Origin of the sequence: Amycolatopsis marina (assembly GCF_900111885.1) — a bacterium.
GTDB classification, from domain to species: Bacteria; Actinomycetota; Actinomycetes; order Mycobacteriales; family Pseudonocardiaceae; genus Amycolatopsis; species Amycolatopsis marina.
This window is the reverse complement of the sequence record NZ_FOKG01000009.1, coordinates 239,943-264,706: the sequence shown is the minus strand read 5'-3', so window position 1 is coordinate 264,706 and position 24,764 is coordinate 239,943. Positions and strand designations below refer to the sequence as shown.

Sequence of the window (24,764 nt, the reverse complement as noted above, 5' to 3'; positions counted from 1 at the left end):
GGGTGGCACGGCTACGACCTTCACCGGGCTGTCCGGGACCTGCCCCCTGGACGTGGCAGATCCGTCGTTGTTGACAGACACGCGCGGAAGGTTACCGGCGACCCCCCAACCGCCCAGCAGGGGCCGCGCAGCCGCGTGTTGGCGTTCTGTGTACTTGTGTTTGCGTTCCATGCGCGGGTGTGTGCGAACTCGCGTGCATGGAACGCAGACACGTGTACACAGAACGCGTTCGAGTGTGCGTGGAACGCGCTCAGAGGGCGGAGAGGCTGGCGATCCGCCAGTCGCCGCCGGAGCGGGTGGCGACGACGTCGAGCACGGCGGCCGACGAAGTCTGCTCGTTTTTTTCCGTCCGCAGCGTCTGCTGGTCGAGGAACACCAGCAACCGGGCGCTGTCGCCGCGCAGTTCGCGGACGCCCGCCGAGCGGATCGTGGTCGTCCGCACCAGCTTCTGCTCCGTCGCCTGCTCGCGCGCCGCGGCGAAACTCGCCTCGTACTGCACGACAGCGTCACCGACCAGCAGTGACTCGGCGGCCCGCTCGGTGCGGGCGAGGTTGCTGTAGTCGTAGGAGAAGAGTGCCTTCACCGCGGTCCCGACCTGTTCCCGTACCTCGGCCGTCGCCGCGTCGTCGACGAATGCCGCGTTCCCCGCCGGATCGCCCGAGGTGAGTTCGGCCGCGCGTAAGCCGGACCACACGGCGGTCACGGTGGCGAGCACCACGACGACCGCCAGCACCGCGAGCACCGTCGCGCGCCTGCCCCGCTCGGCGGCATCGCGCCGCGTCTCGCGCTCCGCGGCCTGGCCGCCCGCGCCGGCCTCCGTGTCGGTATCCATCAGCTCGCCGCCTGTACGGCGCTCACCTTCCATCCGCCGTCCGTCCGCTGCGCCTCGACGGTGAGCCTGCTCCGCCGTGAGTCCGCGGGCTCGTCCTCGGTCGCGACCTGGACGTCGAGCACCGCGACGAGCCGCGCGGTACCGGCCACCTCGTCCAGTTCGGTCACGGCCGCCTTCGACAGGGTCGCCTCGGCAACCGTCCGGGTGCCCTCCGCCCGATCGAGCTGGAGTTGCCGTTCCCCGCTCAGGTCCTTGTGCAGCTGCCCCGCGGTCACCGCGATCCACCTGTCCACGTCCTGGTCCGCACTGCGATGGTCGATGGTGTTCAGCACGACCAGCGCGGTGGATATCTCCGACAGCACCCGGTCCCGCTCCCGCGCGAGCGACAGTTCGTCGTCCTGTGCGGCGCTCCACCAGGCCCAGCCGAACCAGGCCGCCGCGAGCAGTGCCACAGCGGCGAGTGCGACCAGCGCATCCCGCGCGGGGTCCTTGCGGCCCGTCTTCATGACCCGCCGAGCCCGAGCAGGCCGCCGAGGTCGGTGGGACCACCACCGGTGAGCAGGCCGAGCAGGCCGGGGAGCCCGTCCGACCTCGGCTGTCCACCGTGCGGCGAGGGTCGCGGCTGGGCCGGTACCTCGACCGGTGTGCCCGCGAAGGGCGCGTTCTGCGCACCCCGGACGCCGGTCGGACTGCCCGGCGGCTCGGCGCAGTAGGCCTCGGTGTTCGGCGGGACGTCCGAGGTGTCGCTGGCCGGGCGCTGCTTCGTCGACTCGTACCCCTTGGTGCAGGAGAACGGATCGAACAGGTTGAACACGAAGCCCAGATGCCCCTCCCCGTTGGAGGTGATCGAGGGGCCGATGGCCGCGGCGACGGGATACGCGACCAGCAGCTGCTCGATCGCGTCGGTGCGCGAGTTGGTGATCTTCGCCGTGGTGAGCAGGTTGGCGAGCACGATGCCGAGATCGGCCCCCGAGGTGGCCAGCACCTCGCTGACCTGTCTGCTCAGCTTCGGGGCCTCGCCGATCACCGCCCGCAGGTCGGGATCGGCGGCCTTGAGCTCGGCGGTGATCGTGCGCAGCCCCTTCGACAGCTCGGTGATGTTGCCCGACTGCCTGCGCTGGGTCTCCAGCACGACCCGGCCGTCGGACAGCAGCGCGCGGGTCTGGGGCAGGTGCTCGGCTGCCGTCGTGGTGAACGACTCCGCGGTATCCAGCAGCTGCGCCAGGTCGGGCCCCGCGCCGGAGAAGGCTTCGTGCGTCTCGTCCACGACGGTGCGCAGCGACCGGGGATCCACGCTCCGGACCAGGCCGTCCAGTCCATTGAGGACGGTGTCGGGGGACAGCGGGATCGAGGTTCGGCCGGGGCCGATCGTCGAGCCGTCCTCGAGGAACGGCCCGTCCTGATGCTGTGGGAGCAGGTCGACGTACTGCTCGCCGACCGCCGAGCGGTTGGCCACGGCCGCCTCGGTGTCGGCGGGTATCGGCGGGGCGTCGGAGTCGATGTCGAGGGACACCTCGACACCGTGCTCGGTCAGGTCCATGGCGGCGACCCGGCCGACGGCGACACCCCGGTACGTGACCTCCGCGTTGACGAAGATGCCGCCGGAGTCGGCGAGTTGCGCCGTGACGACGTAGCCGCGGGCGCCGAAGAGGCGGTCCAGCCCCGCGTAGGTGCCGCCTACGTAGACAACCGAAACGACGGCGATCACCGCGAAGACGAGCAACTGCGTCCGGTGCTTCCTGGTGAGCATCAGCCACCTCCCAGCAGCGTGCCCAGAAGTCCGCCGAGCACCCCGGAGCCGTTCTGCGCGCCGGTGGGAGCGGAGAGCGGAAGCGGCAGTGCGGGCTCTGGCGACTCCGCGGGAGCGGATGTGCCGTTCTGATCCTGCTGGTCTTGGGCGTCGGTCCCACTGTCACCCGCCGCGCCGAGGCCCGGAATCGGGAGCGCGGGCTGCGAGGAGTCGGTGAGGTTGCGGAAGATCGAGTCCAGGTTCAGGTCGAGGCGGGCCCGGACGTTGGCGTAGTCGCCCTTGAACACCGCGCCCGCCACGTGTGGCAGCGGATAGGTCGGCAGGATCTTCAGCGCCGTCGGCAGGTTTTGCCCGGCTTCCGCGAGTTTGCGCAGGGTGGGTTCGAGCGCCTTGAGGTTGGCGACGAGCTGCTCCCGGCTCTGGTTCACCGTGTCCACCGCGACCCCGGACAGCCGATCCAGGGCCTGCAGCATCCCGACGAGCTGATCCCGCTGCTCGGTGACCACCTGGAGCCCCGGCGCGAGGTCGTCGAGCGCGACGGTGAGGTTGCCCGTTTGCTCGACGAGCGTGCTGGAAAGACGGTTCAAGCCGTCGATTGCCCGGATTATCTCCCCCTTCTGCCCGTCCAGCTCGGTAGCGATTTCGTCCACATGCGACAGTAGAGCCCTGATCTCCGCCTCGTTGCCGGACAACGCGGCGTTCAACTCGTGCACGATCGTCCGCAACTGCTCGACACCGCCGCCGTTCAGCAGCAGCGAGAGCGCGCCGAGCACCTCCTCGACCTCCGCGTTGCGGCTGGTCCTCGCCAACGGGATCACGGCACCCTCGTCAAGTCTCCCCTGCGCCTGATCGCCGGAAGCGGACCGGAGTTCGACGAACTTCTCGCCCAGCAGGCTCGACTGCCGCAGCTCCGCGTCGGCGTTGGCAGGCAACGGAACATCTCCGTTGAGTGTCATGGTGACGATCGCGTACTTGGTGTCGGGCGCGAGTTCCACGCGGTCCACCCTGCCGATCGGCACGTCGTTGACCTTGACGTGGGACTGGGGCACGAGGTCGAGCACATCGGTGAACTGCGCCGTGATGCGGTAGGGGTGCGCACCGAGATCGGCGCCCCCCGGCAGTGGCGTGTTGTACAGCCCGGAGAACCCGCCCTCACCGCAGCCTGCCGTCGCGAGCAGCAGTACGGAGACCGTTGCTGTGGCCGTCCACCTGATCCTGTTCATCGATCACCACCACCCTGCAGGTCCTCGATGAGGACGTCGGCCAGTGGCAGTGGCAGCGGTGGGAGCTCACCGCGCTGGATCGAGGCCAGCATCTGCGACAGCGACGGCACCTTGAGCACCCCGGACTCGATCTTCGAGATCGTCTCGCAGAGCGGACCGAGTGCGTCCGGAAGCTGCTCGGGCGTTCCCGCACTGAGCAGGCGGCACACGGTGGTCAGCAGCGGATGCGTGAGTTCGTTCGCGTTGTAGCGGATCTGGACGCTGCCCGATGCGGCGTCGTACGCGTTGATGAAGTTCGTCAGTCCGGTCGGGCCGACATCGAGCACCTCGGCCAGCGCGGCCCGCTGGTTCACCAGTACCCCGCTGATGCCGGTGAGTTTCTCCACATTGGACGACAGCAGATCCCGGTTCTCCTCGACGAACGTGCGGACGTCGGTGAGTGAGCCGGCCAGCGCCGACAGTGCGGCGCCGACGTCATCGGCGTCCTCGGCCAGAAATCCGGCCACGTCGGCGACCCGGTCGTAGAACTCGTTGAGCTGGCGGTCGCTGTCGGCGAGAGCCGTGGTGAAGGACTGCAGGTTGCGCACGGTCGCGAACAGGTCGCCCTTCGAGTCGGCGAGTGTCCTGGACAGCTCGGCGAGTTCGGCGACCGTGCTGTTCAGGTTCTTCCCGTTGCCGTCCAGATTCGCGGCCGCGGTGTCCAGCGCGTCCGACAGCGCGCCGCCGGAGTTCGCCCCCTCGGGGCCGAGGCTGGTGGACAGCTCGTTCAGACTCTCGTAGAGATCGTCCAGTTCGGCGGGAGTCGCGGTGCGCTCGAGCGGGATGATCGTGCCGCTGCGCATCTGCTCGCCGCTGTCATAGGCAGGGGTCAGCTGCACGTACCGGTCGCTGACGAGGCTCGGTGCGACGACAACGGCACCGGCTTCCGGCGGGATCGGCACCCCGGGGTCCACCCGCATGTCCACCCGGACCGAATCGCCCTGCGGGGTCACCGCCGTGATCTCCCCGACGTCGATACCCAGCACCCGCACCGAGGAACCCTCGTACAGCCCCACGGTTTTCTCGAAGTGGGCCGAGAGCCGGGTTCCGCTCGCATCCCGCAGTACGAACCAGAGTCCCGCGGAGAGCAGCAGCACCGCCGCGCAGCCCAGCGCGAACCAGGAGTACACGCTGCGCTGTGCCCTGGTCTCGATACGCATGGCCGGCATCTCAGTTCCCCCCTTGCTGCGTCACGCCCTGATCCGGCGCGGAAATCGGCGGCGTGCAGCCTTCGGGGTTGATCCGCGCAGCGCCCGCGTTGATCACCGGCGGGAACAACCCGCAGATGTATCCCTCGAACCAGCGGCCGTTACTGGTCGCGTTGGCGCCGACCCTGCTGAACGGGGCCAGCAGTTCGAGGCTGCGGTTCAGGTTGTCCTGGTTGCGCTGCAACACATCGGTGACGACGCCCAGCTTCTCCAGCGCGGGCCGCAACTGCGCGCTGTTGTCGGCGACGAGACCGGACAGTTCGGCGGCGAGTTCCTGCGCCCCGGTCAGCAACGCGTCGATCGCCTCCTCCCGGTTCTGCAACTCGGTCAGCAGCAGGTTGCCGTCCTCGACGATCTTCGTCAGCTCCGCGTTCCGGTCGGCAAGGATCTTGCTGACCTGCCCGGTGTTGGCCAGCAGCTCACCGAGTTCGTCGTCCCTTGAGGACACCGTCCTGGACAGCGCAGACAACCCGTCCAGAGCGTCCCGGACGTGCTCGGGGGTGTCGCGCAGGCTGTCGGACAGCACGGTGAAGCTCTGCGCGAGTTGTTCGGTGTCGATCTCCTCGACGGTGTCGGAGAGCTGGTCGAAGGCGTCCTGCAGTTGGAACGGGGTACGGGTCCGCTCCAGCGGGATCGTCTCGTTGGGGTCCTGCGGGCCGGCGCCGGCGGGCTGGATCGCCAGGAACTTCTCGCCCAGCAGGGTCTTGATCTCGATCGAGGCCGTGGAATCCGCGCCGACCCGGGCGCCCTCCACGTTGAAGGTGACCCGTACCTTCTTGCCGTCCAGGACCACGTCCTCGACCTCGCCGACCCGTACCCCGGCGACCTGCACCTCGTTGTCCGCCGCGAGCCCCGCGGACTCGGCGAACTCCGCGGAGTAGGTGATGCCGTTGTCGACGAAGGGCAACGAGTCGGCGGAGTACACCACCATCATCGTCAGCGCGAGCACGACGAGGGTCACCGCGCCGACGGCGGCCTGGTTTCGCTGACGCAACGGTGTCATGAGGTCTGGCACCTCTCCGGTTGCTGGGTGGCGGGCAGCGGCAGGAACGGTACTTCGATGTTCAGCGAGGAAATACCGATCGTGCCGCTGAGTCCACAAAGGAAGTAGTTGTACCAGCTGCCGTAGCTCAGGGTTCTGGTGAACTTCTCCAGGTTGCCCGGCATCACCGTGAGCAGTTCGTCGAGCAGCTCCTCTGAGTCGGCGAGATTGCCCGAGAGTTCACCCAGTGCCTTGATGTCCTCGCGCAGGTGCGGCCGCGCTTCGGACAGCAGGCCGGAGGTCGCCTCGGTGAGCCCGCCCAGCGCGGTGACCGCCTCGCCGATCGGCTTGCGCTGTTCGGCGAGTCCGGTGACCAGCTGCTGCGTCTGGTCGATGAGACCGGACAGTTCGGGGCCGCGCCCGTTCACCGTCGCGAGTACCTCGTTCAGGTTGCCGATCACCTCGCCGATCACCTCGTCCTTGTCGGCGATGGTGGAGGTGAGTGAGGCGGTGTGGGCGAGCAGGCTGCGGATCGTCCCACCCTCGCCCTGGAAGACCTGAATGATCTCGTAGGACAACTGGTTCACCTCCCCGGGATCGAGCGCCTGGAAGAGCGGTTTGAACCCGTTGAACAGCACGGTGAGGTTCAGTGCGGGCTGGGTCCGCTCCACCGGGATCATGTCGCCCTCCCGCAGCCTGCCGCCACCGTCCACATCGGTGTTGAGTGCGAGGTAGCGCTGGCCCACGAGGTTGCGGTACTTCACCGTCGCCGTCACCAGCGCGGGCAGCGTGTGCGCCGACTCCACTTCGAAGCGGACCTCGGCGAGATCGTCCTCGGCGACGGCGATGGCGCCGACCTGCCCGACCTTGACCCCGGCGATCCGGACGTCGTCGCCCTCGTGCAGTCCCGAGGCGTCGGTGAACCGGGCGGTGTAACCCGAGGCCGCACCGAAGTTGGTGTTGGCGATGGTCGCTCCCAGCACGGCGGTCAGCATCACCGTGACGACGGCGAAGATCAGAATCTTGACCAGCGACGGGACGAAACTCCTCATTCGACGGTCACCTCAGCTCCGCGGTAGAGCGGTCCGAGCAGCAGGGTCGACCAACCCGGCACCTCGTCCGGCGAGACACCCGTCTGGCCTGCCCGCAGTGCGGCGATCAGCCTGCGTTCCTCTGGGGAGTTCGCCAGTGAGGGCACGCCCGCACCGGCCGACCCCCCGCCGGCCGCTGGCAGGTTCTCGAATCCGGTGTCGAGCCCGCCGACAGGGCCGGGCAGGGTCCCGTCGGGCGACTTGGGCGGCGGCGGATGGCTCGACCCGTCCTTGATCGGGCCGCCTGGGGGATACTGCGGCCAGCGGCCCGGTGCGGGCACCTGCGGATAGCACCGGGGACCGCGCTTGTCGTCATAACGCGGCTCGTCGACGCCAGGGAGATACTTGCCCCTGCTCGCCGTGAACCGGATGTTCACATGGTTCATCTCGTCCGTGCCCGCCCCGAAGGCGGCCTCCGCCGCGGGAATCGAGTCCGCGAGCTGCTTGAGCAGGCACGGGTACTCCGGCGCGTACTTCGCCAGCACGTCGAGGGTCGGCTGAGCCGTCGCGGTGAGGTCGATCAGGTTGTCCTTGTTGACTTCGAGGAAGTTCGTCAGGTCCGTCGAGGCCGTGCTGACCGAGGCGAACAGGCTGGCGAGCTGCGCACGCTGCTCCACCAGGGTTTTCGTGGTGGTCGTGAGATCGGCGAGGGCGGCGAGGAAGTCCGGCGCGGCGCGGTCGTAGGTGTCGGCGACGTCGGCCACCGCGCTGATGTCCGCGCTGAGGTCGGGCAGCGACGGGGTGAGTTCGCCGAGATATCCGGAGAGCTGGGTCAGGGTGGTACCCAGTTGCTCGCCCCTGCCCTCCAGTGCGGTCGACACCGCGCCGAGGGTGCTGGACAACTTTTGCGGCTGCACCGACCGCAACAGCGGAAGGACGTTGCCGAGTACCTCCTCCAGTTCGATCGCCGTGCTGCTGCGGTCCTGCCCGATCACGTCACCGTCGGCGATGCGCCTGCCCGAGGCGTCCTCCGGGAGTTGGAGGGCGACGTAGCGTTCGCCGAACAGGGTCTTGGGCAGCAGCCTCGCCGAGACGTCGGCCGGGATCACGTCGGTCTTCTCCGGCTGGATCGCGAGTTGCAGCACCGCGTGCTCGCCCGTGGTCTCGATACCGCGCACCTCCCCGACGAGCATGCCCCGCACCTTCACGTCCGCACCCGCGCGCATCTGGTTCCCGACGTGGTCGGTCTCGAGCTGGACGCCGACGTACTCGGTGAAGGCCTTGTTGTAGATCGCGACGGTCGTGGTGAAGAACAACGCGACCACGACCAGAAAGGCCAGGCCGAGTACCTGGTGCCGCAGGCGTTGCAGCAGGGTGCGCCGTGCCGGTGTCATGTCCATGGCCATCCCACCTCCCCCGCGTCGTATTCAATGGTCGGGCTATTCAGTTCCGTAACATGCGTCGCCGATGCCGCGAGCTGCACCGACCTCCCGCCCGTCGCCCAGCCACCACCCCTGGAGGAGGCGCTGACGCGCCGCTCTGTCAACGGGCCTAACGGCCCGCGGTCGCTGAGTCGGTTCTGCATATCCCTCCCCGTCATCCCGAGATCCGCACGGTGGTGCTGGAGCCCCAGATCGCCAGGCTCAGGAAGAAGTCGAGCACGGCGATCAGCACGATCGCGGTGCGCACGGCCCTGCCGACGGCGATCCCCACTCCGGCCGGGCCGCCGCGCGCGGTGTAGCCGTAGTAACAGTGCGACAGGATCACCAGCACGCTGAAGATGATCACTTTGCCGAAGGACCACAGCACGTCCTCAGCGGGCAGGAAAAGATTGAAGTAGTGGTCATAGGTGCCCGCCGACTGCCCGTAGAACCAGATGGTGATCTGCCGGGATGCGAGGTACGACGACAGCAGGCCGACAGCGTAGAGCGGAATCACCGCGGTGACACCGGCGAGCACCCTCGTCGTGACCAGGTAGGGCATGCTCGGCACTCCCATGACCTCGAGCGCGTCAATCTCCTCGGAGATCCGCATGGCCCCGAGCTGGGCGGTGAAACCGCAGCCGACCGTCGCCGAGAGCGCCAGTCCCGCCGACAGCGGTGCGACCTCACGGGTGTTGAAGTAGGCGGAGATGAAGCCGGTCAGCGCCGCCGTCCCGAGTTGGTTCAGCGCCGAGTACCCCTGCAGGCCCACGATCAGCCCGGTGAACAGCGTCATGCCGATCATCACGCCAAGCGTCCCGCCGATCACCGCCAGCGCGCCGGTCCCGAACGACACCTCGGTGAGCAACCGCAGGTATTCCCTGCCGTAGCGGCGAAGGGTGCGCGGGGTCCAGGCCAGCGCGCGGATGTAGAACGACAGCTGCGCGCCGAACCCCTCGAGGCCCGCACCGGGCCGCGCGATGATCTCCAGTGCCCGGTCGGACACCCGCTGCTCGCCGACAGGAGTGCTCATGACACAGCGCCTCTCGCTGGTCGTCTGTCACTGTGGTCGGCCGGGCAGCCGCGCCTTGCGGAAACGTTCATGTCACAGCGCCTTCGGCGGGATGATCTGGAGGTAAATCGCGGTCAGCACGACGTTGATCAGGAACAGCAGCAGGAAGGTGATGACCACGGCCTGGTTCACCGCGTCGCCGACGCCCTTCGGGCCGCCGGACGGGTTCAGGCCACGGAACGCGGCCACCACGCCCGCGACGAATCCGTACAGCAGCGCCTTGATCTCGCTGACCCACAGGTCCGGCAGTTGGGCCAGCGCGTTGAAGCTGGCCAGGTATGCGCCGGGAGTGCCGCCCTGCATCACGACGTTGAAGAAGTAGCCGCCCAGCACACCGACGACACTCACCAATCCGTTGAGCAGCACCGAAACCACCATCGCGGCCAGCACCCTCGGCACGATCAGGCGCTGGATGGGGTTGACTCCCAGCACCTCCATCGCGTCGATCTCCTCGCGGATCTTGCGGGCACCGATGTCCGCGCAGACCGCGCTGCCCCCGGCTCCGGCGACCAGCAGTGCGGTGATCAGCGGACTCGCCTGCTGCACGATCGCGAGAGCGCTCGCTGCGCCGGTGAACGACTGGGCACCGATCTGCTGGGTCAGCGAGCCGAGCTGCAGGGCGATAACCGCGCCGAAGGGAATCGCGACCAGCGCCGTCGGCAGAATGGTCACACTGGCGAAGAACCAGCACTGCTGGATCCATTCGCGGAACTGGAAGGGTCTGCGCGGGATCGCGCGCAGTACTTCCCAGGACAGGGTCGAGAGCCGACCCACCTGGATCAGCGCACCGGCGCCGGGAAAGGTGATGCTCGTGGTACCGCTGCCCATCACTCCTCCGCCACCGGTTCTGACTCTGGCTCAGTGCCTGTCTGCAAACTCGGGTTCGCGATCGAGTCGCCAGGGCTCCGATTCCCAGGGACAGTCCAGTTCTGCTGCGTGACGCCCTGTCGCCTCGATAGCGGGACTACGTCGGCCGAGTTCCACGAATCACCATGATCTCGCAATCCGCAGTTCACAGCCGCCGCCCTCTCAGATCTTCAACGCGTGCGTAGCCGTCGCTCCCCCGTCCGCGACGAATTCGGAGCCGGTGCAGTAGGAGCTGTCGTCGCTGGCCAGGAACAATGCCAGACCGGCGATCTCCTCCGGCTGCCCGACCCGGCCGAGTGCGACCTTGCGGCCGACACGGGACAGGTCCACCTCGTGTCCGCCCGCCGCGTCCTGCACCATCTTGGTGTCGATCATCCCCGGATGCAGGGAGTTGACCCTGATGCCGCGATCGCCGAGTTCGAGTGCGGCGACCTTCGTCATGCCACGGATCGCGAACTTGCTCGCCGTGTAGGCGACGAGGAACGGCATTCCGGCCAGCCCCTCCACAGAGGACACGTTGACGATCGAGCCGCCGCCCGCGGCGGACATAGGCTCAACGACCGAACGCATGCCGAGAAACGCCCCGATCTGGTTGACCCTGATGACGCGCTCGTAGTCGGCGAGCTTGGTCTCGCCCAGTTGCGAGAAGTGCAGTATGCCCGCGTTGTTGACCAGCACGTCCACGGTGCCGAACTCGTCGAGCACCCGCTCGATGGCGACCGCCCAGTCGTCCTCGGCCCCGACGTCGAGATGCTGGTAGACGGCCGCGTCGCCCAGATCGTCCGCGAGTCGCTTACCCGCCTCGTCGGCGACGTCGGCGATCAGCACACGTGCCCCCTCGGCAACGAAACGGCGAACGGTCGCGGCACCCTGCCCCCGCGCCGCGCCCGTCACCAGGGCGACCTTGCCCTCGAGCCTGCCCATACCTGTCCTTCCGGGAAGTCGCTACCGCACCGCCTGGTCTGGCTCCTACTGGCTTTTCCCGCCGCCTACATCATCTCGTCCGTCAACGGCAGTGTTCTTTCAAGCACGCGATCGACGAACGCGTCGCCAGGCCTAGGCCCACGTTCGCACCAGGACTTCGCACTCCGGCGGCCTACCGCCGCATTCGCGAGCCCTGCGGGCGCACGCGTGCCTGTTCTCATGTCTGGCTCCTACATCATCTCGTCCGTCAACGGCATCATTACCGTCTTCAGTTCGGTGTAGGCCTCGAAGGCGGACTGGCCGCCCTCCCTGCCGAGACCGGACTGTTTGAACCCGCCGAAGGGCAGGTGCGGCTCGATCTGGAACCCGTTGATACCGATCGTGCCCACCCTGAGGCGACGCGACACGCGGAAAGCGCGTTGCACATCCGAGGTAAACAGCCCGGCACCAAGGCCGTACTCGGTGTCGTTGGCCAGCCGGATGGCCTCGTCCTCGTCACTGAAGGGGACGACGGCAAGCACCGGACCGAAGATCTCCTCCTGCGCGATGGTCGAGGAGTTCTCCACGTCGGCGAAGATCGTGGGGCCGACGAAGTTGCCCGAGGCGAGCTCGCCGCCGAGCCGCTCCCCGCCGGTGACCAGCCGGGCTCCCTCGGCCTTACCGCGCTCGATATAGCCGAGAACACGTTCCAGTTGCCGCTCGTTGATCAGGGGACTGGAGATCACGCCGGGGTCGAACGGGTCGCCATAGGTGACACCTGCCGCCATTCCCTGCGCCGCGGCGAGGAACTCGTCGTAGACATCGCGGTGCACGAGGGCCCTGGTGTTGGCCACACACGCCTGCCCGGACAGTCCCATCGTCACGGCGCCGACCACGGTGGCTGCGGCGAGGCCGATGTTGGGCGCGTCGGCGAAGACGAGCGCGGGGCTCTTGCCGCCGAGTTCCAGCGACACCCGCTTGAGTGTTCCGGCCGACGCCTCGACGATCCGCTTGCCGATCGCCCTGCTGCCGGTGAAACTCACCTTGTCGACATCCGGGTGCGTGATCAGCGCCTCGCCCACGGGGTCGCCGGGCCCGGTGACGACGTTGAGCGTCCCCTCCGGCAGGCCCGCCTCGATCAGCAGCTCCACCATGCGCAGCACCGAGAACGTGGCGTACTCGGAGGGCTTCAGCACGATGGTGCAGCCCGCGGCCAGCGCCGGGGCCACCTTCTGCGCGAACAGCAGGAACGGCGCGTTCCACGGCAGAATCGCGGCCACGACCCCGATCGGTTCGCGGAAGCTCATGGCGAGGTGGTCCCCGCCCTGATATGGCGGCAGTGTCTGCCCACCGACCTTGTCCACCCAGCCCGCATGGTGGTCGAAGACGTCGGCGGCGGCTCCGACCGAGGTCGCGTAGATGCTGCCGAAGGACACCGGCACGGAGTTGTCCAGCGCCTGCAACCCACGCAGTTCGTCGGCGTGCTCACGCAGCAGGTTCGCGTACCGGTGCAGTACCGAAATCCGGACTCCCGCTCGGGAGTTGGACCACTTGCCCGACTCGAAAGCGCGGCGAGCCGCGGCGACCGCGGAGTCCACATCGGCCACTCCGGCCACCGCGAAGTCCCCGACGGCCTCGCCGGTGGCCGGATGCTGGTGCGTCCAGGTCGCTCCGTCCTTCGCGGGCCCCCACTGGCCGTCGATATACAGCTGGCCGGTCTTCAGGCCGAGCGACTCGCGGTGCGGCTGCACGGTAAGCGTCATGAGCTGGCTCCTCGGATCAGCGGAGGTTCAGGATTTCTGGTGCGGAGAACATCTGACTCGGTTCCTGGTCGGCGAAGTAGCCGCCGATCCGCTCGGCGAGTTCGGCTGCCGTCCACATCGGTCCTTCGGTGTCGAATCGCTCTCGTACGGCGGGTGGGTTCAGCAGTGCGACCATGCCCCCGTGCACGACGAAGACCTGGCCGGTGATCCGCTCGGCGGCCGGTGACGCCAGGAACGCGACGAAGGGCGCCACGTGGTCGGGCGAGAGTGGATCGACCTCTCCCTCGGGACCACGGGGACCGAAGGTCTGTTCGGTCATCGCCGTACGCGCCCGTGGGCAGATGGCGTTCGCCCGTACGCCGTATCGCCCGCAGGAACGGGCGGTGGCGACCGTGAGGGCCGCGATTCCCGCCTTGGCCGCCGCATAGTTCGGCTGTCCCTCCGAACCGACGAGGAACGCCTCGGACGCGGTGTTCACCACCCGGGCGAACACCGGACCGCCTTCTGTTTTGGACTGTTGTCGCCAGTAGGCCGTCGCGTTGCGGGACAACAGGAAGTGCGCCCTCATGTGGACCCGAACGACCGTGTCCCAGTCCTCGTCGGTCATGTTGAACAACATCCGGTCCCGGACGACGCCCGCGTTGTTCACCAGCACGTGCAGACCGCCGAAGTGCTCGGCGGCTGCGCGGACGAGTGCCTCCGCGCAGCCGGAGTCGGACACGTCGCCCGCGACCGGCAGAGCCTTGCCGCCCAACGCCTCGATCTCCTCCGCGACGGTCGTCGCGCTGTCACCGAGGTCGTTGACGACCACCGAAGCTCCCGCCCCGGCCAGCGCCAGCGCCTCGGCCCTGCCGAGGCCGGCACCGGCGCCGGTGACGATGGCGACCCTGCCGTCGAGCCCGGTGTTCCCCGCGCTCACGCGATCGTCACCACCTGGCGGATGACGTCGGTGCTGCCCGTACGCAACAACGCGAGCCCGTCGTTGATGTCGCCGAACTCCAGTTTGCGGGAGATCATGCCGTCGAGATCAAGCAACCCGGCACGCCAGAAGGCCAGCATTCGCGCGGTGTCCCGGTGCACGTGCGAGGAACCGTAGAACGAACCGAGGATCTTCTTGTCGTGCAGAAACAGCTCCTGCGCGCTGAACTCGACCATGGCATCGCCCTTGCCCGCGCCGACAATCACGACCGAACCACCTCGTCGCGCGTTGTCCCACGCGGACCGGATCGTGGCGGGGATACCGACCACGTCGAAGGCATAGTCGAACCCCTCCGTCGCCACGGTCTGCTTGAGTTCCTCGAGGCCTTCAGGGGTGGTGGCGTGTGTCGCCCCGAACCGCTTCGCGATGTCGTGCTTGCCCACCACGGGATCCACGGCGACGATCGTGGTCGCGCCGGCCAGCCGTGCGCCCTGGATCACCGAGATCCCGACTCCGCCGCAGCCGATGATCACGACCGTCGATCCCGGAGTGACGCGAGCGGTGTTGAGTACGGCCCCGACACCGGTCAGCACGCCGCACGCGATCAGGGCCGCCGTTTCGAAGGGCACCTCGGGGTCCACCTTGATGGCGCCCGCCGCGGGAACCACCACCTCCTCGGCGAAGGTTCCCAGTCCCGCGTAGCCGAACAGCGGTGTGTCGCCGATCCGGAAGCGGGGCGAGGTGAACGCGGCGATCGCGTGCACCGCGCACAGGTTGGGCTCACCGCGCAGACAACTCGGACAGGCGCCGCAGGGCGGGACGAAGGACACTGTCACGTGGTCACCGGGCGCGAGATGTTCGACCGCGGACCCGACCTGGAGGATCTCGCCCGCCCCCTCGTGTCCTACGACGCCCGGCGCGAGCGCGGGGAGGGTGCCGTCCATGGCCGAGAGGTCGCTGTGGCAGACGCCCGAAGCTCGCACCCTGATCCGCACCTCGTGCGGCCCCGGGTCGACCGTCGTGACGTCGTCCCGCATCTCGAGCCTGTCGTCGCCGATCGCGTTCAGCACCGCCGCTCTCACCGCACTGCCTCCCTCGGGGGGTCCCGCGAACCGCCGTTGGTTCGCGTCTCACGGCACAGACTAGAATCTGTTCTCGTAATCGGCAAGGGCCAAATTCGACAGGCTATTCCCGCATGAGCAGGGCATTCTTCGGACAAGATGCCACAGCTTGAGAAACACGTTCTACTTCACTCTCCGGCGGCGTCGGGTCGATGATGCGCAGCTCGTCGTCGTCATCGATCTCGAACACCGCCGGCGCGACCGCGACGCACACCTCGTTCGCCTCGCACAGTGTGCGGTCGACGCTCACCTCCATGACTTCCTCCCGTCCGGTTCTAGGGGTAGAACTAGAACTTGTTCTACACTAGCCCTCCAGCGGCGACCAATACCAGGACAACGCACGAAGCGAGGTTCGGATGCGGATCAGCTACGCACCGGAGCAACAGCGGCTCCGGGACGAGCTACGGGAGTACTTCGCGACACTGATGACTCCCGAACGCAGGGAGGCACTGCGCGGCGACGGCGGCGAGTACGGCGACGGAACGGCATACAAGGAGATCGTGCGCACCCTCGGGCGCGACGGCTGGCTGGCCATCGGCTGGCCGAAGGCCTACGGCGGGCAGGAACGGCCCATGCTCGACCAGCTGATCTTCACCGACGAGGCCGCGGTGGCCGGGGTGCCCGTGCCCTTCCTGACGATCAACACCATCGGTCCGACGATCATGCGGTTCGGCACCGATGAGCAGAAGGAGTTCTACCTCCCGCGGATAGCGGCTGGCGAGCTGCACTTCGCGATCGGTTACTCCGAACCCGAGGCCGGAACCGACCTCGCCTCGCTGCGCACTCGCGCGGTGCGCGACGGGGACACCTACGTGGTGAACGGCCAGAAGATGTGGACGAGCCTGATCGAGTACGCCGACTACATCTGGCTGGCCGCGCGCACCGATCCGGACGCCCGCAAGCACAAGGGGTTGAGCATCCTGATCGTGCCGACCACGGCCGAGGGCTTCTCCTGGACGAAGGTGCACACCGTCGCGGGTCCAGGAACCAGCGCGACCTACTACTCGGACGTCCGGGTGCCCGTGTCGGCCAGGATCGCCGAGGAGAACGCCGGGTGGCCCCTGATCACCAACCAGCTCAACCACGAGCGGGTCGCGCTCACCTCGGCCGCCCCGGTCCGGTCGGCGCTGCGCGAGGTGACCGAATGGGCCGCGGCCACCACCGCACCCTGGGGTGGGCGGGTCATCGACGCCGAGTGGGTACAGGTGCACCTCGCCCGCGTGCACGCACAGGCCGAGTACCTCAAGCTGCGCAACTGGAAGATCGCGTGGGCCGCGGGTGAGAACGAACTGGGACCCGCCGAGGCTTCGGCGACCAAGGTCTTCGGCACCGAGTTCGCGATCGAGGCCTATCGCCTGCTGATGGAGGTCCTCGGTGCGGGCGCCGTCGTCCGGGAGGGCTCGCCGGGAGCGCTGCTGCGCGGACGGATCGAACGCATGCACCGGTCCTCGCTGATCCTGACCTTCGGTGGCGGCACCAACGAGGTGCAGCGCGACATCATCGCCGCGGCGGCGCTCGGGCTGCCGGTAACCCGCTGAAGGAGGAGGGGTGTTCACAAGTCGGTAGACGGCGCCGCCCGAAGCGGGCCTGCGGCAAGGCTTTTCGTGCCGCAGCAAGGGCGGCCGTGGCTGCCGACCGCAGCTGAGGGCCGTACTCGGCCGCATGCGGGCGGTGAACAGCCCGACCTTTGAGTAAGACACGAAGATGGGACTGACATGGACTTCGCATTCACCGAGGCCCAACGCGACCTCGCAGGGCTGACCCGGAAGATCGCCAGCGCGGTCCCCGTGGGACAGCAAAAGGACCGGCACGGCAGCGGCGGCTTTGACCAGACACTGTGGACGGACCTGGCCAGGGCGGGAATTCTGGACGCCGCATTGCCCGCCGCGGTGGGCGGCGGCGGTTTCGGCCTGCTGGAACAGTGCTCGGTCCTGGTCGAACTCGGCCGCGCCGTCGCGCCGGTACCGTTCGCGCAGACGGTGACGGCTGCCGCCGCCGCACTCGCGGAATTCGGCACGAGCGAGCAGTGGGAGAGCTGGCTCGTGCCGGTGACTCGGGGTGAGCGGACACTCGCCGTCGCACTGCCCGACACGGGTGTTCCGCCTGGCTTCGAGACCCGGCGCACCGCAGGGGGTCTGCTGCTCTCCGGAGCGCACACGGCCGTCGCGTTCGCGGCCTTCGCCGACGGGATCCTCATTCCCGCCCGCACCGAAGACGGCGATGCCGTGTTCCTGGTGGAACGGGAACGTGCGGGCGTTTCGGTGCGGGCACAACAGGTGGTCGACCGCGCCGATGCCGCACTGGTCGAACTCACCGACGTGGCCGTCGGCGAGGCGGACCGGCTCGGCACTGGCATGGACGTGGCCGAGTGGCTGCGCCTGCACGCCACGGTGGGCCTGGTGGCCCAGCAACTGGGAGTACTGGAGCGAGCGCTGGAGCTCACCGCGGAGTACGCCCGCGAACGCAAGCAGTTCGACCAGGTGATCGGCGCGTTCCAGGCCGTCAGGCAGCGTCTTGCCGACGCCTACACCGACGTCGAGGCAGTCCGGCTGACCCTGTGGCAGGCCGCCTGGTGCCTGACCCAGGGCAGCGGTGGCGCCGAGGAGGTCGCCACCGCGAAGTTCTGGGCCGCCGAGGCGGGGCACCGAGTCGCGCACACGGCGGTGCACATCCACGGCGGAGTCGGGATCGACATCGACCATCCGCTGCACCGGTACTTCGCCGCCGCGAAGCGGGGAGAGTTCGCGCTCGGCGGCGCCACGGCGCAACTGCGGTCCCTGGGCGCTCTGCTGGCCGCAGCGGCGACGACATGAGCGGACGGGCCCCCGAAGCCCCCACCGTCACCGAACTGCTGCTCGCACGGTGCGAGGACGATCATCCTGGGCTGCGCTTCGAAGACCGGACCTGGTCGTGGGCACAGCAGGTCCGGGCCTGCGCCGAGTACGGCGCGACGCTGCTGGACTCGCTCGGGGACACGCGTCCCCCGCACGTCGGCGTGCTGGCGGACAACCTGCCCGAGTTCTCCTTTCTGCTCGGCGGCGCGGCGCTTTCCGGGGTGGTGCTGGCCGGGCTGAACACGAATCGGCGGGGGGAGGCCCTGGCCAGGGACGTCCGGCTCGCCGACTGCGCGCTCGTGCTCACCGAACGGAAGTACGCGGGTCTGCTCACCGGTCTCGACCTTGGCGGAGCCCGGGTGCTGGACCTCGACGGCCCGGAGTGGCTCGGCGCGGTGGCCACGCAGCGTGGCGCGCCACTGCGCCCCGTCGCCGCGAACGCGGACGACCTGCTGATGCTGATCTACACCTCCGGTACGAGCGGGGATCCGAAAGCGGTCCGATGCACGCACGGCAAGATAGCGTTCCCCGGTCGCATGCTGGCCGAACGGTTCGCATTGTCCACTGAGGACACCGTGTATGTATCGATGCCGATGTTCCATTCCAACGCGGTGATGGCGGGCTGGTCGGTAGGGGTGGCCGCGGGGGCGACCATCGCACTGCGGCGGAAGTTCTCCGCCTCCGGCTTCCTCGAGGACGTACGTGCCTTCGGCGCGACCTACGCCAACTACGTCGGCACGCCACTCTCCTACGTGCTCGCCACACCGAGACGACCTGACGACGCCGACAACCCCTTGCGGGTGGCCTACGGCAACGAGGGCAGCGAACGCGATCTCGCCGACTTCGGCAGCCGGTTCGGCTGCCGGGTCGTCGATGCCTTCGGCTCGACCGAGGGCGGTGTGGGGTTCGCCAGAACGCCGGACACCCCGGCCGGTTCGCTCGGCCGGCCCGCCGAGGGAGTGCTGGTGCTGCATCCGGACACCGGAAACGTCTGCCCGCCCGCGGAGTTCGACCCCGAAGGGAGGTTGCTCAACGCCGGAGAAGCGGTGGGTGAACTGGTCAACACGACGGGCGCAGGCTGGTTCGCCGGGTACTACGGCGATCCGGAGGCCGACGCTCAGCGGCTACGGGACGGCCGTTACTTCACCGGGGACCTCGCATACACCGACAGCGCGGGGTTCTGCTACTTCGCGGGCAGGCGAGGCGACTGGATGCGAGTCGCGGGAGAGAACCTCGGCACCGCACCGGTCGAGCGAATCCTGCGCAGGCATCCCCGAGTGCTCGAAGCCGCCGTGTACGGCGTACCCGACCCCGACGGAGTCGGCGACGCCGTGATGGCGGCGCTCGTGCTCGACCGGGAACGGCCGCCTGGCCCGCGCGAACTCGGTGAGTTCCTGGCCGCGCAGCCGGATCTCGGGCCGAAGCAATGGCCGAGATTTCTGCGAATCGTCAACGAACTGCCGCGGACATCTACCTATAAAACCGTCAAACAAAAGCTGAAGTCGGAGCACACGAACTGCTCCGACCCGGTATGGGTGCGCGACAAGCGGGAATTTTCCTACCAACAGCTCACCGGACGCGAATCCGGTCCCCTATCGTATGCGGCACGCGAATCCCGTTGATCCGAGGAGATGCCCGTGCCCCGTCGCCGGTTCCGCCTTCTGCTCCTGGCACCGCTTGTCGCCGCCGGCCTCACGGTGGCTCCGGTCCAGGCCGCACACGCCGATCCCGCGGTCATGGCCGCAGCCGACTTCCGGCTCAAGGAGGGCGCGTACAGCTCGGTGATCGGCAAGCTCGCCGCGATCCTGCCGTCGGTGTCGGTACCGGCCGTGCTGGACAGCGCCAACCGCAGCGCGGTCACCGGAAGCGGCTGCCGTCCCTCGGCGACCAACCAGGTGGCCTCGTTCTGCTGGAACTCCGGTGACAACAACACCCCTGACTGGTACCCGCAGGGCATCAGCACCACCGCGGACGCATACGGCAGCGGCACCTACGAGGGCCGCACCGCGATCTTCTCCGCCTGGTACTACAAGGGTTCCGGAGCGAACAAGGGCGTGCGGGTCTCCTTTGTCGACTACGGCAACCCGTCCGCGCCGAAGTACCGGCACGTGCTGCTCGTCGAGCCGTACACCAACTCGTCGGGCAGGCCCGACTTCCGCTCGGTCAACGTGCACGCGGGCGGCATCTTCACCTACGGCCACCTGCTGTACGTCGCCGACACCTGGAACGGATTCCGCACGTTCGACCTGCGTCACCTCTGGAAAGTCTCGACCGGGGACAAAACCAGGATCGGCCGCCAGAGCGACGGCAAGTACCACGCGCACAACTACGCCTATGTCCTGCCCCAGGCACAGAAGTTCACCTCCTCCACCACCAACGGAGTCACTCGGCTGCGCTACTCGGCCGCCGCTCTCGACAGGACCAGCACGCCGGACAGCGTCGTGGTGCCGGAGTACAACGCCGCGGGCACCGGCACCAGGCTCGTCCGGTTTCCCATCGACCACACCGATCGCAAGTTCAAGGAGTCCTCGGACGGCTACACCCACGCGACCCAGCTGGTGTCCGCCGGGATCAAGAGCATGCAGGGTGCTACCGCGATCAACGGGAAGTTCTTCGTCTCGGCCAGCGCCGGGTCGAGCAGCCGCGGCTCGCTCTACACCGTGACCGGCAGCGGATCCGCCACCCGGCACTCCGGCGCACTTCCCGTGGGGCCGGAGGACCTCTCCTACCGTGGCCCGGCGAACCAGCTATGGAGTCAGACCGAGTACCCCGGTTCCAGGGCGGTCTTCGCCGTCAATCCCAACCAGTTCTGACCCCCGCACTTTCCCGGGAAAGTGCGATGCTTGCACGTGCACGTATGACACTTTCCCGGGAAAGTGCCACCAATTGTCATACCGGTCAGTTCGGCGCCGAATCGTCGGTGGGGCTGGTGATGGGCCGCAGGCGGCGCGGGCCCGTGTCCGGGCGGGACGGGGGCGGGCCGAGCACGATGCGGGCGTTGGCGACCACCGCCCCATTGGGCGAGGCCAGCACCGGGTCCAGCGCGAGCGAGCGCACCTCCGGGTTGTCCTCGGCGAGCGCGGCGATCCGCAGCACCAGGTCCTCCAGCGCGGCGAGGTCGGCGGGCTCGTCCCCGCGGTACCCGGTGAGCAGCGGCGCCGTCCTCGGTTCCCGCACCAGGGTCGCGGCGTCCACGTCGGTGACCGGGATCGCCCGGTACGCCCTGTCCCCCAGCAGGGTGCTGACGACGCCCGACAGCCCGAAGGAGACCAGCGTGCCGAACGAGGGGTCGTCCTGCAGGCCGATGACACAGGACAGCCCCTTCTGTGCCATCCGCTGCACGTACATGTGCTCGGAGCCGGAGACCTCGCGGATGTCGCGATAGCTCGCCCGCACGGACTCCTCGGACATCAGGTCGAGGCGCACGCCGAGCAGGTCCGGCCGCCCGCGCAGCCGCTCGTCCACGGCCTTGACCGCCACCGGGTAGCCGAGCTCGGCAGCGGCGGCCACGGCCTCGTCCGCGGAGGACACGTTCCGGAAGGGCACCGCCTCGATGCCGTAGCAGCCGAGCAGCCGCAGTGCGTCGTCGTCGGTGAGCGGCAGGGACGCGTCGGACTCCCGCCCGGTCAGCAGTTCCCGGACCACGGCCTGCGCCCGCTGCGGGTGCAGGTCGCCGGGCCGCACGAGATTGCCCTGGGGGCGCTCCCGCCACGCCGCGTACCGCACGCTCCTGGCCAGCGCGTTCACCGCCCGCTCCGGCGAAGGATAGGACGGGATGGAACCGCGGACGGGTGCTCCGTCCTCTCCGGTCACCGCGAGTTCCGCGGGCACACCCTCGGCGGCGAGGAACGTGGAGACGATGGGCTTCTCCCGCTGCCTGCCGGTCTCCACGACCGCCTCGCGCAGTGCTCTGGCATAGCTGGTGCCGGGAATCGCCAGTGGCGGGACGAACACGACCACGAGCGCGTCGACGTCCGGGGAGGTCAACGCCTCCCCCACCGCGGCGGCGAACTCCTCAGGACCGGCCTGCGGACCCACGTCCACCGGGTCGATCCCGAGCTGGAGGCCCTGCGCCCGAGCCGTGTCCGCGGCCAGCAGGCCGATCGCGCTGGAATTGCCGACGATCCCGACCCTGGCTCCCGAGGGCAGCGGCTGGTGGGCGAACACGAGCGCGGTGTCGAAGAGCTGGGCCAGCGAATCGACCCGCACGACACCGGCCTGCTCGAACAGCGCCTGCACACTCGACTCGTCCACCTCGGCCGAGGTGGCCGCCAACTGCGGGCGGACCGCGTGGCGCCCGGACTTGACGGCGACGATGGGCTTGGTGCGGGCAAGCCTGCGCGCGAGGCGGGCGAACTTGCGCGGGTTGCCGAAGGACTCCAGATACAGCAGCACCAGGTCGGTGTTCGGGTCGCTCTCCCAGTACTGCAGCAGGTCGTTGCCGGACACGTCGGCGCGGTTACCGGCGGAGACGAAGGTCGAGAGACCGAGACCGCGCGCCTCCGCGTCGGCGAGAATGGCGATACCCAGCGCGCCGGACTGGCAGAAGAAGCCGGTTCTGCCCCTGCCGGGCAGCCGCGGGGCCAGTGTCGCGTTCAGCCGGACGCCGCTGTCGGTGTTCAGCACCCCGAGGGCGTTGGGGCCGACAACCCGCATTCCGTGCGCCCGCGCCTCACCGACCAGCCGCAGCTCGGCGTGCAGCCCGTGCGGGCCCGCCTCGCCGAACCCGCCGGAAACGATGAGCAGAGTCTTGACACCCTTCTCCAGCGCCCCGTCGAGCACGGACTCGACCGACTCGGCCGGAACGGCGACCACCGCGAGGTCTACCGGATCCGGAATGTCCACAACCGAGGGATACGCGCGGACACCGCGAACGGAGCGGTGCTCCGGGTTCACTGGGTACACGGTGCCCGCGAAGTCGGCGGACAACAGGTTGGTCAGTGCGACGTAGCCGATCTTGGTCGGATCCGTCGAAGCACCGATGACGGCCACGGACGTCGGGTGCAGCAGGTTGTGCACACTGCGTGCCTCGGCGGCCTGCTCCCGCCCGCGGGCGACCGCGAGCGATTCCTCGGTGGGGTCGATGTCGAACTCCAGATGCAGCACCCCCTCCTCGAACGCCCTGCTGACCTGATATCCCGCGTCCCGGAAGACCCGCACCATCTGGGCGTTCTCCGCGAGCACCTCGGCGACGAAACGGCGCAGCCCCCGTTCGGAAGCGGCTGCCGCGAGGTGTTCCAGCAGGATCGAGCCGAGACCCCTGCCCTGGTGGGCGTCGTCGACCAGGAACGCGACCTCGGCCGAGTCGCCGCCCTCGAGCCGTTCGTATCTGCCGACCGCCACGATGTCGTCGCCGAGCATCGCGGCGAACGCCACCCGGTCGTGATGGTCCACAATGGAGAACCGGTCCAGGTCGCGCTTCGGAATGCGGGGGTAGGCGCCGAAGTAGCGCAGGTACCTGGTGCGCTCGGACAACCGGCCGTGCAGGGCGACCAGCTTGTCCGCGTCGTCGGGAACGATCGGACGCAGGTGGACGGTCCCGCCGTCGGACAGCAGGACGTCGGCCTCCCACCGCCGTGGATAGTCGAACGGGTCGTGCTCGCCGGTCACGTCAGTCCCTCGGATCGTCGGGGTCCAGGCCATGCAGGGGGAAGATCGCCCTCCGGGTGTCCCTGATCGCGACATCGACCGGGTCGTCCACGCCGTCCACGTCATCGCCCCAGTGCCGGAAGCCGGTGTCGGCGCCGTCGGTCATGGCGGCGGGCAGGCGCGCGCTCGGCGCCGCGCTGCGAATCGCGTCCACCCACCCCGGCGGGAGCGGCGTCTCCGGTGGGACGTCGCGGTTCAGCACTGTCGCGATGAGATGCGTCCAGGACCGGGGCACCACGCGGATGAGCTGGTACCCGCCACCGCCCACGGCGAGCCAGCGTCCATCCGCGTAGGTGTCGGCGAGCTCGCGCATCGTCCGGTAGATGGCGCGATGGCCGTCCACGGAGAGCGAGAGGTCGGCCAACGGGTCCTCCTCGTGGGAGTCGACGCCGCACTGGGTTACGAGGATCTGCGGCTGGAACTCCGCCAGCAGCGAGGGCACGACGGCATGGAACGCACGCAACCAGGCCGGGTCCCGCGTGTTCGGTGGAAGCGGGATGTTCACCGAACTGCCCTCGGCGCCGCCCGCGCCGACCTCGCCGGAGTAGCCGGTGCCCGGCCACAGCGTGAGCGGATGCTGGTGCAGCGAGACGGTGAGCACTCTGGGGTCGTCGTAGAAGGCGGACTGCACACCGTCACCGTGATGCACATCGGTGTCCAGATACGCCACCCGGTCGAACCCGTTGTCCAGCAACCAGGAGATCGCTACGGCGCAGTCGTTGTAGACACAAAACCCGGCCGCGTGGTCGCTCATGGCGTGATGCAGCCCGCCCGCGATGTTGACCGCCCTGCGTGCCTCGCCCTCGGCGATGGTGCGAGCCGCGAGCAATGTGGACCCGACGACGAGCGCGGAGGACTCGTGCATCTTCTCGAATACCGGGTTGTCCTCGGTCCCGAGTCCGTGCGCGAGCTCGGCGCCGGTCATCGGCGCGCGTTTCACCGCCTCGAGGTACTCGGTCGTGTGGATCCGGTACAGCTCCTCGCCGCTTGCCGGTTCCGGCACCAGCAACGGCACGTCGCGCAGTACGCCGAGTTCGGTGGCCAGCCGGATGGTGAGTTCCAGCCGGACGGGATTGAACGGATGCTCTCCGCCGAGGTCGTATCCCAGCAGGGCGGCGTCCCATACGACGGCGGAGGCAGACATGACCAG

21 protein-coding genes are annotated in these 24,764 nt (G+C 68.7%); 4 read left to right on the top strand and 17 right to left on the bottom strand.

Features of this window, described 5'->3' with window-relative positions:
- Positions 1–250: 250 nt before the first annotated feature.
- The 15 genes from BM199_RS17120 to BM199_RS17050 form a co-directional block, all read right to left on the bottom strand.
- The gene (locus BM199_RS17120; protein ID WP_425425541.1) at positions 251–832 is read right to left on the bottom strand and encodes a hypothetical protein; all 582 of its coding nucleotides are present in this window, start codon (positions 830–832) and stop codon (positions 251–253) included.
- Positions 832–1,338, bottom strand: coding sequence for a hypothetical protein (locus BM199_RS17115; RefSeq protein ID WP_091674215.1), 507 nt, complete (start codon positions 1,336–1,338; stop codon positions 832–834). The genes BM199_RS17120 and BM199_RS17115 overlap by 1 nt, the downstream gene beginning before the upstream one ends.
- Positions 1,335–2,582 (bottom strand): MCE family protein, encoded by a 1,248-nt coding sequence (locus tag BM199_RS17110; RefSeq protein WP_091674214.1) that lies wholly within the window; start codon positions 2,580–2,582, stop codon positions 1,335–1,337. Before BM199_RS17110 ends, BM199_RS17115 begins: the two co-directional genes overlap by 4 nt.
- Entirely contained in the window at positions 2,582–3,805 is a 1,224-nt protein-coding gene (locus BM199_RS17105; RefSeq protein WP_091674213.1) for an MCE family protein, read from the bottom strand. The genes BM199_RS17110 and BM199_RS17105 overlap by 1 nt, the downstream gene beginning before the upstream one ends.
- Positions 3,802–5,004 carry an MCE family protein gene (locus BM199_RS17100; protein WP_091674285.1) on the bottom strand — a complete coding sequence of 401 codons (1,203 nt, stop codon included), beginning with the start codon at positions 5,002–5,004 and terminating at the stop codon, positions 3,802–3,804. Before BM199_RS17100 ends, BM199_RS17105 begins: the two co-directional genes overlap by 4 nt.
- 10 nt (positions 5,005–5,014) lie before the next feature.
- Positions 5,015–6,055, bottom strand: a complete 1,041-nt coding sequence (locus BM199_RS17095) for an MCE family protein (protein WP_091674212.1) — start codon at positions 6,053–6,055, stop codon at positions 5,015–5,017.
- Positions 6,052–7,086, bottom strand: a complete 1,035-nt coding sequence (locus BM199_RS17090) for an MCE family protein (protein ID WP_091674211.1) — start codon at positions 7,084–7,086, stop codon at positions 6,052–6,054. The genes BM199_RS17095 and BM199_RS17090 overlap by 4 nt, the downstream gene beginning before the upstream one ends.
- Positions 7,083–8,459, bottom strand: coding sequence for an MCE family protein (locus BM199_RS17085; protein WP_091674284.1), 1,377 nt, complete (start codon positions 8,457–8,459; stop codon positions 7,083–7,085). Before BM199_RS17085 ends, BM199_RS17090 begins: the two co-directional genes overlap by 4 nt.
- Before the next feature lie 202 nt (positions 8,460–8,661).
- On the bottom strand, positions 8,662–9,519 hold the full coding sequence (locus BM199_RS17080; protein WP_091674210.1) for an MlaE family ABC transporter permease: 858 nt from the start codon (positions 9,517–9,519) through the stop codon (positions 8,662–8,664).
- A gap of 72 nt (positions 9,520–9,591) precedes the next feature.
- The gene (locus tag BM199_RS17075; RefSeq protein WP_091674209.1) at positions 9,592–10,386 is read right to left on the bottom strand and encodes an MlaE family ABC transporter permease; all 795 of its coding nucleotides are present in this window, start codon (positions 10,384–10,386) and stop codon (positions 9,592–9,594) included.
- A gap of 201 nt (positions 10,387–10,587) precedes the next feature.
- Positions 10,588–11,349: a glucose 1-dehydrogenase gene (locus BM199_RS17070; protein WP_091674208.1), complete on the bottom strand. Its 762-nt coding sequence runs from the start codon at positions 11,347–11,349 to the stop codon at positions 10,588–10,590.
- Positions 11,350–11,579: 230 nt separating this feature from the next.
- The gene (locus BM199_RS17065; RefSeq protein ID WP_091674207.1) at positions 11,580–13,091 is read right to left on the bottom strand and encodes an aldehyde dehydrogenase family protein; all 1,512 of its coding nucleotides are present in this window, start codon (positions 13,089–13,091) and stop codon (positions 11,580–11,582) included.
- A 16-nt stretch (positions 13,092–13,107) separates the two neighbouring features.
- Positions 13,108–14,010: a 3-oxoacyl-ACP reductase gene (locus BM199_RS17060; protein WP_091674206.1), complete on the bottom strand. Its 903-nt coding sequence runs from the start codon at positions 14,008–14,010 to the stop codon at positions 13,108–13,110.
- Entirely contained in the window at positions 14,007–15,092 is a 1,086-nt protein-coding gene (locus BM199_RS17055) for a Zn-dependent alcohol dehydrogenase (protein ID WP_091674205.1), read from the bottom strand. The genes BM199_RS17060 and BM199_RS17055 overlap by 4 nt, the downstream gene beginning before the upstream one ends.
- 103 nt (positions 15,093–15,195) lie before the next feature.
- Positions 15,196–15,387: a ferredoxin gene (locus BM199_RS17050; protein WP_091674204.1), complete on the bottom strand. Its 192-nt coding sequence runs from the start codon at positions 15,385–15,387 to the stop codon at positions 15,196–15,198.
- Positions 15,388–15,487: 100 nt separating this feature from the next.
- Between BM199_RS17050 and BM199_RS17045 the strand changes: the two genes are divergently transcribed.
- From BM199_RS17045 to BM199_RS17030, 4 genes are all read left to right on the top strand, one after another.
- Positions 15,488–16,669, top strand: coding sequence for an acyl-CoA dehydrogenase family protein (locus BM199_RS17045; RefSeq protein WP_091674203.1), 1,182 nt, complete (start codon positions 15,488–15,490; stop codon positions 16,667–16,669).
- Positions 16,670–16,846: 177 nt separating this feature from the next.
- Positions 16,847–17,944, top strand: a complete 1,098-nt coding sequence (locus tag BM199_RS17040; protein ID WP_091674202.1) for an acyl-CoA dehydrogenase family protein — start codon at positions 16,847–16,849, stop codon at positions 17,942–17,944.
- Positions 17,941–19,587, top strand: coding sequence for a long-chain-fatty-acid--CoA ligase (locus BM199_RS17035; RefSeq protein WP_091674201.1), 1,647 nt, complete (start codon positions 17,941–17,943; stop codon positions 19,585–19,587). Before BM199_RS17040 ends, BM199_RS17035 begins: the two co-directional genes overlap by 4 nt.
- Before the next feature lie 9 nt (positions 19,588–19,596).
- Positions 19,597–20,778 (top strand): LVIVD repeat-containing protein, encoded by a 1,182-nt coding sequence (locus tag BM199_RS17030; protein WP_425425539.1) that lies wholly within the window; start codon positions 19,597–19,599, stop codon positions 20,776–20,778.
- 85 nt (positions 20,779–20,863) lie between these two features.
- Here BM199_RS17030 and BM199_RS17025 read toward each other — a convergent pair whose 3' ends face one another.
- The gene (locus BM199_RS17025; RefSeq protein ID WP_091674200.1) at positions 20,864–23,608 is read right to left on the bottom strand and encodes a bifunctional acetate--CoA ligase family protein/GNAT family N-acetyltransferase; all 2,745 of its coding nucleotides are present in this window, start codon (positions 23,606–23,608) and stop codon (positions 20,864–20,866) included.
- Positions 23,577–24,758: an acetoin utilization protein AcuC gene (locus tag BM199_RS17020; RefSeq protein WP_091674199.1), complete on the bottom strand. Its 1,182-nt coding sequence runs from the start codon at positions 24,756–24,758 to the stop codon at positions 23,577–23,579. Before BM199_RS17020 ends, BM199_RS17025 begins: the two co-directional genes overlap by 32 nt.
- Positions 24,759–24,764: the final 6 nt, after the last annotated feature.

Excerpts from the sequence above, each read along its gene's own strand:
- BM199_RS17040 (WP_091674202.1), top strand. The coding sequence starts at position 16,847 with ATGGACTTCGCATTCACCGAGGCCCAACGCGACCTCGCAGGGCTGACC.
- BM199_RS17020 (WP_091674199.1), bottom strand. The coding sequence starts at position 24,758 with ATGTCTGCCTCCGCCGTCGTATGGGACGCCGCCCTGCTGGGATACGAC.
- BM199_RS17050 (WP_091674204.1), bottom strand. The coding sequence starts at position 15,387 with ATGGAGGTGAGCGTCGACCGCACACTGTGCGAGGCGAACGAGGTGTGC.
- BM199_RS17025 (WP_091674200.1), bottom strand. The coding sequence starts at position 23,608 with ATGGCCTGGACCCCGACGATCCGAGGGACTGACGTGACCGGCGAGCAC.
- BM199_RS17080 (WP_091674210.1), bottom strand. The coding sequence starts at position 9,519 with ATGAGCACTCCTGTCGGCGAGCAGCGGGTGTCCGACCGGGCACTGGAG.
- BM199_RS17110 (WP_091674214.1), bottom strand. The coding sequence starts at position 2,582 with ATGCTCACCAGGAAGCACCGGACGCAGTTGCTCGTCTTCGCGGTGATC.
- BM199_RS17090 (WP_091674211.1), bottom strand. The coding sequence starts at position 7,086 with ATGAGGAGTTTCGTCCCGTCGCTGGTCAAGATTCTGATCTTCGCCGTC.
- BM199_RS17085 (WP_091674284.1), bottom strand. The coding sequence starts at position 8,459 with ATGACACCGGCACGGCGCACCCTGCTGCAACGCCTGCGGCACCAGGTA.
- BM199_RS17045 (WP_091674203.1), top strand. The coding sequence starts at position 15,488 with ATGCGGATCAGCTACGCACCGGAGCAACAGCGGCTCCGGGACGAGCTA.
- BM199_RS17105 (WP_091674213.1), bottom strand. The coding sequence starts at position 3,805 with ATGAACAGGATCAGGTGGACGGCCACAGCAACGGTCTCCGTACTGCTG.
- BM199_RS17070 (WP_091674208.1), bottom strand. The coding sequence starts at position 11,349 with ATGGGCAGGCTCGAGGGCAAGGTCGCCCTGGTGACGGGCGCGGCGCGG.
- BM199_RS17065 (WP_091674207.1), bottom strand. The coding sequence starts at position 13,091 with ATGACGCTTACCGTGCAGCCGCACCGCGAGTCGCTCGGCCTGAAGACC.
- BM199_RS17030 (WP_425425539.1), top strand. The coding sequence starts at position 19,597 with ATGCCCGTGCCCCGTCGCCGGTTCCGCCTTCTGCTCCTGGCACCGCTT.
- BM199_RS17095 (WP_091674212.1), bottom strand. The coding sequence starts at position 6,055 with ATGACACCGTTGCGTCAGCGAAACCAGGCCGCCGTCGGCGCGGTGACC.
- BM199_RS17075 (WP_091674209.1), bottom strand. The coding sequence starts at position 10,386 with ATGGGCAGCGGTACCACGAGCATCACCTTTCCCGGCGCCGGTGCGCTG.
- BM199_RS17100 (WP_091674285.1), bottom strand. The coding sequence starts at position 5,004 with ATGCGTATCGAGACCAGGGCACAGCGCAGCGTGTACTCCTGGTTCGCG.
- BM199_RS17115 (WP_091674215.1), bottom strand. The coding sequence starts at position 1,338 with ATGAAGACGGGCCGCAAGGACCCCGCGCGGGATGCGCTGGTCGCACTC.
- BM199_RS17120 (WP_425425541.1), bottom strand. The coding sequence starts at position 832 with ATGGATACCGACACGGAGGCCGGCGCGGGCGGCCAGGCCGCGGAGCGC.
- BM199_RS17035 (WP_091674201.1), top strand. The coding sequence starts at position 17,941 with ATGAGCGGACGGGCCCCCGAAGCCCCCACCGTCACCGAACTGCTGCTC.